Here is a 7,564-nt window from a genome sequence, read left to right on the forward strand (position 1 = left end):
CTGCGTGACCCATTGTTCTTCCTTTAGGAGCAGTTTCTCCTGCGATGAATCCAACAACTGGCTTCGTTCCGTTTTCTTTGATCCACTTCGCAGCGTTAGCCTCTAAGTTACCACCGATCTCACCGATCATTACGATACCTTCAGTTTCTGGGTCGTTCATCAATAACTCAACCGCTTCTTTAGTAGTTGTTCCAATGATTGGGTCACCACCAATTCCGATAGCTGTAGTAATACCTAAACCTGCTTTAGCAACTTGGTCAGCCGCTTCGTAAGTTAAAGTACCAGACTTAGAAACGATACCAACTTTACCCGTTTTGAAAACGAATCCTGGCATAATTCCAACTTTCGCTTCACCAGCAGTAATAACACCTGGACAGTTAGGTCCGATCAAAGTACAATCCATTCCATTCAAGTATTCTTGAACGTAGATCATATCTTTTACTGGAATACCTTCTGTGATACAAACGATAACTTTGATACCAGCGTTAGCAGCTTCCATAATTGCGTCAGCAGCAAATGCAGGCGGTACAAAGATAATAGATACATCAGCACCTGTTTCTTCAACAGCAGCAGCAACAGTATTAAATACTGGCTTGTCTAAGTGCTTTTGTCCACCTTTACCTGGAGTTACCCCTCCAACAACGTTTGTTCCATACTCAATCATTTGTCCAGCATGGAAAGTTCCTTCACTTCCTGTGAATCCCTGTACGATTACTTTAGAATCTTTATTTACTAATACGCTCATGAATGCGAGTTTTTTGTCTGTTTTAATTTGCGCTTCCAAAAATAGCCGTTTATAGTATTAATGCAAAGTATTGAGGCGAGAAAATGAGAAAATAGTGATAAGTGATGGGTGAGAGGTGAAAACTTAGCGGTATTTATAGGTGTATTTAGGCTACCCCCAATCCGCTGAAAGACGTCTTGGGTAGGGCTAACGCTACTACTCCTCGTTGCAAAACACTTTCTACATTCCCAGTAATAAAGCTTCCTCGGTCGCTCTATTTCTTGGATGTATCAATGTGTTTTGCCCCTGTGGGGTATACGCTCATATCCCTGGTAGAAGTCAGTATAGAGAGTGAGTAGGGAGCAAGAGGTATTATTTGATTGTAAGTATAGCTCTCTGTTTAACTACTTAGAAATTTAAAAATTTAATGATTTAAACCTTTAAAAAAGGTGGAATAAATGTATGCACCTTTAAGATATTAGGTCTTCCTTAAATCTTTAAATAATGAGCGCAGCGAATGTTTTAAATTTTTAAATCTTATCAAATGATGAACCTGCGAATCCATCAAATTTTCAAATTGAGATCCATTGAAGATTCCATCCGCCTTATCAACCCGTTGAGGCCTGAGGTCGAGGAATGAGAAGTCTCGAAGGCCGTAGTCAAGTCCATCACATCAAACAAACTATCTAAAAGTCTAACGGTCTAACGGTCTAAAACTCAAAAACTCTACCTCTACATTAACCTTTCATTGAGGATGCGAATCTTATCGTTGTTGCGCGTAATTTCTTTTTCTATGTAGCTTTTATAGGCCACGCGGAGTTGAGATTTGGAGGCGAACTTGAGTTGTTCGTCCAAGTATTTCCCGTAAGAGAGCAATCCATTTTTTTGAAATTCAAGCATCTTGCTTCGAATTACCCATTTTTGTTTGTCTGTCACGTTTTTCATTACCTATCTGTTTACGGGATAGTAAGTTAAGGAATAAAATTCACATGGAAATAGCTCGCTTAATAATATTTACGCAAAGTAGGTTATTTCTTCTTTAAAGCCTTTTCGCATGGGGGTTTGAAGTTGAGTTAAGGAATGAACCATCTTTTTACTATCAACTTCAATTAGCCCTGGAAGATAGACCTTCATTGTGCTGAAATCATTCATTACGATCAATAAACCTTTTTCTTCTTCTCGAGTGCGTTTATATAAAGAAGCAATCTCTCTAATATTTTGAATAGCTATAATTTTCTTTTTCTTTCTATTTAATTTTCTTTTTACAATCAAGGAAGAATTGGTCAGTTCTATTTCCGAGAAAAACCTTGCTCTAAGGTAAAGGAATAAAAACATCATTATTATACTTATCGCACCGCTAAAAAAAACTTGCTCATATCGTAGAAGGAGGCCTGTACATAAGAGAAACAAGCCTAAAAATAATCCGAAATAAATCGATTTTACGATAGGATCATGGTAGAGCTTAGGTTTAAAGGCGAAGTAAATATGTTGTTGAATTTTCTTTTCTGAGGGGCTATTTTCTGCTCCCTTCATTTTTTTGTCCAAGAAAAATTTAAAATGATGTAGGTCTTTATAGAGAGAATCGTGTAAATAATAACTTTTTCGATTCAAAAGCTTGATATGCATGCCTTCTATTTCTCCAAAAAGAATAGAAGAAGGTTGTAAACCAGTAAGTTTAACACCGCGTACTTCATTGAGCTTAATTAAATCTTTTCCGATTTTAAAGTGATTTTCATAAACCAGAATTTTCTTGGAAAGAAGGAAAAGCATAAGGATTGCGAATATTCCTATAAAGGAAATAAAGCAACCAAATGTAAAGTAGCCAAAATTACCGTTATCTCTTAGGTTAAAATCGTAATTGAAGTAAATATCCCCCATCAAAATTAGTCCCATGAGGATAAGCAAGATTCCGCTTAAAAGATTTATAAGTCTGAAACCTGTAAGTCGTGGTTTTATTTTAAAGATGGGAGTTCCAATCATTCGGTTGTTGCCTTCGATTTATATATCATAGTTATTACAAAGACAATAATACCATAAATAATTCCAAAAAGCAGTCCGGTAAACATAATCAGTGCTTTTGGTGAAACAGGAGCAGCGCTGTATTCCCTTGCGAAAACTGGGTTGTTGGCCAAATAGCTATCAGCTAATAAGGCTTGCACACCTGCGTTGAAAATTCCGCAGAGTATTCCAAAAAAGAGTACATGGGCTATCCTATTTGAAGGGACCTTGGTTTTAAAACCATATGCTGCAATAAATGCGTAAATGAGCCAAAATACCGGTTCGGTAACTATACTATTGGTAAAAACAGAAAGTAGTCCTACCAAGACACCAAAAGATGCGTACGAGATAATCAATTTCCAATTCATGACCTGTGTTTTTTGAATGTATACTACAAGTTACGGATATTCTTTGAGGAAGTAAAAAAATGTTAGTTTCGTCCTAAATTTATTTAAATGAGCACCTTTACCAAGCGCTATTTCGACCCTAAAGATGAAAACAAACATTTAACACTCGTGTGGGAACCGGGGTATAGAAATGTACATATCTATTACTTTAAAAAGTTGATTCAAATTATCGAAGATCCCATGGAAATAAAAAAGGGAACTTTCTTTAATTCTGAAGACGTAGGGAAAGTGTCTCTTGCTTTTACTAAAGAGAGACCTATGAAAATAGAGTTGAAAGTGGAGGGGAGAAGGTATAAAACGGTGAATAAACTAAAACGTGAGTTACCTAATTTTGTATCTATCAGAATACTTTTTGCATACTTTACCCTAACAAGAACTATAGGATTGTTTACGCTTTTAAACTCTTTAAGTCTGAGTTTTGTTTCTCCGTTGGGAATTTACAATACGGTTTGTTTTATTGGGTATTTGTTAACCTTTATTTTGATAAAAAGTTATCCAAGAATCTACTATGTGGGTACTTCAATTTATGGCCTAGTAGTATTAATGCATATACTTTCTTGGGTGGGTGTATACCCCTTGGGCGTGCGTATGAACTACGATGCTTTTACCTCAATTTTCGTATTCATTCTCCAAGCAATTGTTGCGAGTTATTTTATCAGAGAGTTGAAGCCCATTAATAATTACATCGATAAGAAGAAGCCGCAAACGGAAGATGTGTTAATCGATGAAATTTAAGTCAGAAAAGTAAAACTAACCTTGTTTTAGAGCTTTAAGGTTGTTGCCATATTCCAAGTTTTAGAGATTTGGCAAGTCTTTCTTGTTGCGTGAAAAGTGTGGCGTATTTGGTGTTGGGAGGAATGGGCAGTTTGTGGGCATATCCCTTTTGAACCAAGGTTTTATTTACAAAAACAGTATCGTCTACGTATGCGTAGGCTAGGGTTCTACCGTATTTATCGGTATGTTCTTGGTCGAATTCTAGTCGGATTTCTCGGTCTGCAATTAAATCTATTAAAAATTCTTTGGCCGCTTGGGCATAGAACTCTTCGGGTTCATTACCATGCTTTAATTCAGGTGTGTCTATTCCTATCAGTCTTATTTTTTGTCGATTCAAAGCTTCATCTACCACCCAAAAAGTATCACCGTCAACGATACGGGTAACACGAAAAAATAATTTTTTTTCATTTTCTCCTGAACAATTGATAATCAGGAGTGTTATAAGAATAGTAATAAAGATATTTATAAAGAGTTTCATAGCATTTATTAGTATCTAGTTGTAAAGGGTTTAAAGGCGCTTCAATGAGGCGCCTTTGTTTTGCAATAAAAGTAAGCTTTCATTTAAATATAATGCAGTGTAACAAGCTTGTAAATTCCCAATTTGTATGCGTATAGATGTATAATAGTCTTCTCAATGCTTTTCCTGGTAATTTTGTTTTAAATAATTTGAAGGGGTTAGGTAAACAATGAAGGTGATAAATTGAAGAGATGGTTTTCTCTACGTATAGCTTTCTTAGCTATTCGATCCATTAACCTACTCATACTTTTGGCATGAGTAGGTCTCTGAAATTTTCAGATTGGATAAATCATCTAAATTTCCTTTTGAGAAACTTTTGATAATATCGTGGTGCTTAGGTAATAATCTGTGAATATTCTATTCGAATACTTTTCACGTCTCATTCGGTTTTATTTTCCATTATAAATTTAATAAAAAAATATTAAGTGATACATAGTGTATCATTTAAACTTTTTACTTTTAGTGTATGAGAGACTACTCGGCGAAAAATGAAAGTGCATTTAATGAAAAAAGATCTGATGCTTCAGCCAACAGAAATACTATTATTCGTGTTGCCCATGATTTATTTGCGCTAAAGGGACCCGAAGTTTCTATGAGTGTAATTGCGAGAGAAGCCAAAGTGAGTAGGGCTACACTTTACAGGAATTTTGAAGACAAGGGAAGTTTAGTACTTGCGTTAATGCATTATAATTTAAAAATATTGGAAGATTATGCAGACACCTTAGCGCATGATGAAAATGAATTCCGTTTATTGTTGATGAAGGCAGCCGAATTTCAATATCGCTATCAAGGATTGTTACCATTTTTACCGCAAAGAGCTACGCATTTAAATGAAAGGTTGATTCAATTGGTCCAAGGTCCGATTGAACGCGCAATTAAAAGGGGAGAAGTAGCCCCTAGTTATGAAGTGTTAAACGATACAGTATTATTGATTAGGATGCTGGGCAGTGTCGTTCTACCTTCTGCAATTTTAGATAGTAAGGCAAGCATGAACAGAGCATGGGAAATGCTCTTAAAAGGGTTGGGAGCAATTGATTAAAGGATTATTTCTTCTATTGCTTACTCGGTATTTTATTGATAATACTAGCCCAAAAAGGAATCAAGAAGTAAATCATAGCGGGTACTAAGATACCTGTGAGTATTAATGTTCTTACGTAAATAGGAAGATGATTGATATCGTTACCAATTAAATAACTCAGCAAGGTAATGGCTGGATAAATGGCAACCCAAACAATTAATGTATTTCTTCTTTTAGACACAATAGAATTTTTATGCAAAAGTACATTCTTTCTACTTTGTTTGTAGCGATGTATCGCATTCAGGTGTAAAGAAACGCTGTTCTATCATTTATTTGACTTTTTTGGGCAATCGCAAGCTTAGTTTACCCCTTCATTTCTGAGATCAATTCTATTTCACCTTTACATAATTTGAGAATTCGCAGATTTCTTTGATGTATACTCTGTTACCTAAGAGATTCATCCATAATTCGGCAATTTCGTGATCTACGAAGTATTTCTTTTTGGCGGCGTTAAAGTTGTAGTAAATATTTACCTCGAGCTCCTTTACCTGGAAAATATGAAAACGTACAGGGTGCTCATTGATGAATTGTGCCCTTTCTAATTTCTTGGTTTGCTTATTAAAATATGCGTAACCAATGCATTGACTTAGAAAACTATACAGGTCGGGGAGTCCATCTGGTTCAAAACGGAAACTCACTTTTAAATAGTCTTTATTATCCTCAACGATATGCCATGAAGTGTCTGAAATTTTACCCGTTGCTCCATGTTTATCTTCGTTATGATTTTTATTGAATACGGCTATTTCTTTAGAGGTAGGTACTCTATGGTCTACACTGTCTAGGTGCCAGCGTTCCCCCAGGTTTAATTTGGGGTTGTAGTGGGCCTTTTTAACTTTTTGATCATTTTTAATGTAGGTGGTGGTGGTGGTGGTATAGGCGTACTTCGCTAGGGAGTCAATCAAATGTTCTGTAAGCGTTGTTTCATTAAACTGAAACTGCTCCAAACGTTGGAATATTTTTGATTTGTTATCGTTCGCTCTTGTTATTTGAGGAATAAACGAGAGAAGAAAAAGTAAGCATATTAATCTCTTCATAATACACAATTTCAGAATGTTCATATTTGCTTATAACAAGGTAATAAAACTCTGAAATTAACGAGTAAATACGTTCAAAATTCACCTGATTTTATTCTGTAATATTAATAGAGTTCGGTTATTCTGGGATTTCCATGGATAAAATCTTAAACATTAGTCCGGCTATAATAGCACCTATGAGAGGGGCTACCCAGAACAACCAGAGCTGTTCCATTGCTGCTGTTTCACTAAAGATTGCTTGACTCGTACTTCTTGCTGGGTTAACAGAAGTGTTGGTAATTGGTATACTAATAAGGTGTATAAGTGTAACCCCTAATCCAATAGATAATCCAGAAATTCCTTTTGGAGCTAATTCGCAGGTTGCGCCTAAAACGATGAAAATGAGCATGAAAGACATGATGACTTCTATTAAAAAAGCAGACGGTAATTCATATTTACCAGGAGAAAGCTCTCCATAGCCGTTTGCAGCAAATGAACCGATAACAACATCTGGTTTGCCGAGCAGAATGACATATAACAAAGCAGCTCCGCTAATGGCTCCTAACAATTGAGCAAGAACATAGTAGGGGACGTCTTTACCTTCAAATTTACCTGAAACCCACAAGCCAATAGTTATAGCAGGATTTAAATGGCTGCCAGAAATTGGGCCAATAGAGTAAACCATGGTAAGCACTGAAAGTCCAAACGCCAGTGATACACCTAAAACACCAATTCCAAGTTCGGGATAATTGGCAGAGATCATGGCGCTACCACATCCTCCAATAATTAACCATAAAGTACCAATGTACTCAGCTAGAAACTTATTTGTCATTTTATATTTCAGTTGTAGTTGAACTACAAAATTACTTTTTTAATTGATTTACAAGGGCTATAGTAGTCTTTGAGGAAGGGGATTCCTTCGTTGAAAATTACTGCCGCAAGTTAAATTGCTGGGGAGTTAAATGTTAAAAAAAAAATATGATTTTTATAAATAATACCAATTTCAAACAGGGATAGCACTGGCAGCGCCTGAAGGATTTTGTGGTAGGAGGC

Annotated in this window: 10 protein-coding genes; 2 read left to right on the forward strand and 8 right to left on the reverse strand. The window is 35.9% G+C overall.

What is annotated here, in order from left to right:
- The 4 genes from sucD to AC22ZQ_RS10710 all read right to left on the reverse strand — a co-directional run.
- The coding region (sucD, locus tag AC22ZQ_RS10695; RefSeq protein ID WP_318958778.1) for a succinate--CoA ligase subunit alpha at positions 1–745 on the reverse strand (745 nt) is incomplete at its 3' end.
- 711 nt (positions 746–1,456) lie between these two features.
- A complete protein-coding gene (locus tag AC22ZQ_RS10700) occupies positions 1,457–1,669 on the reverse strand; it encodes a hypothetical protein (protein ID WP_318958779.1) in 213 nt (70 codons plus the stop codon).
- A 69-nt stretch (positions 1,670–1,738) separates the two neighbouring features.
- Positions 1,739–2,257 carry a hypothetical protein gene (locus AC22ZQ_RS10705; protein WP_318958780.1) on the reverse strand — a complete coding sequence of 173 codons (519 nt, stop codon included), beginning with the start codon at positions 2,255–2,257 and terminating at the stop codon, positions 1,739–1,741.
- Positions 2,258–2,700: 443 nt separating this feature from the next.
- Entirely contained in the window at positions 2,701–3,090 is a 390-nt protein-coding gene (locus AC22ZQ_RS10710; RefSeq protein WP_318958781.1) for a hypothetical protein, read from the reverse strand.
- A gap of 87 nt (positions 3,091–3,177) precedes the next feature.
- Between AC22ZQ_RS10710 and AC22ZQ_RS10715 the strand changes: the two genes are divergently transcribed.
- Positions 3,178–3,864, forward strand: a complete 687-nt coding sequence (locus AC22ZQ_RS10715; RefSeq protein WP_318958782.1) for a hypothetical protein — start codon at positions 3,178–3,180, stop codon at positions 3,862–3,864.
- Positions 3,865–3,898: 34 nt separating this feature from the next.
- Here the strand turns inward: AC22ZQ_RS10715 and AC22ZQ_RS10720 are convergent, their stop codons facing one another.
- Positions 3,899–4,381, reverse strand: coding sequence for a thermonuclease family protein (locus AC22ZQ_RS10720; RefSeq protein ID WP_318958783.1), 483 nt, complete (start codon positions 4,379–4,381; stop codon positions 3,899–3,901).
- A 505-nt stretch (positions 4,382–4,886) separates the two neighbouring features.
- On the opposite strand from AC22ZQ_RS10720, the gene AC22ZQ_RS10725 reads away from it, so the two are divergent.
- Positions 4,887–5,459 (forward strand): TetR/AcrR family transcriptional regulator, encoded by a 573-nt coding sequence (locus AC22ZQ_RS10725; protein WP_318958784.1) that lies wholly within the window; start codon positions 4,887–4,889, stop codon positions 5,457–5,459.
- A gap of 13 nt (positions 5,460–5,472) precedes the next feature.
- Here the strand turns inward: AC22ZQ_RS10725 and AC22ZQ_RS10730 are convergent, their stop codons facing one another.
- From AC22ZQ_RS10730 to aqpZ, 3 genes are all read right to left on the reverse strand, one after another.
- Positions 5,473–5,679: a putative antibiotic biosynthesis monooxygenase gene (locus AC22ZQ_RS10730; RefSeq protein WP_318958785.1), complete on the reverse strand. Its 207-nt coding sequence runs from the start codon at positions 5,677–5,679 to the stop codon at positions 5,473–5,475.
- 148 nt (positions 5,680–5,827) lie between these two features.
- Entirely contained in the window at positions 5,828–6,532 is a 705-nt protein-coding gene (locus AC22ZQ_RS10735; RefSeq protein WP_318958786.1) for a hypothetical protein, read from the reverse strand.
- A 118-nt stretch (positions 6,533–6,650) separates the two neighbouring features.
- Positions 6,651–7,343: an aquaporin Z gene (aqpZ, locus tag AC22ZQ_RS10740; RefSeq protein WP_318958787.1), complete on the reverse strand. Its 693-nt coding sequence runs from the start codon at positions 7,341–7,343 to the stop codon at positions 6,651–6,653.
- Positions 7,344–7,564 lie beyond the last annotated feature (221 nt).

This window comes from Lishizhenia sp. (assembly GCF_057456495.1).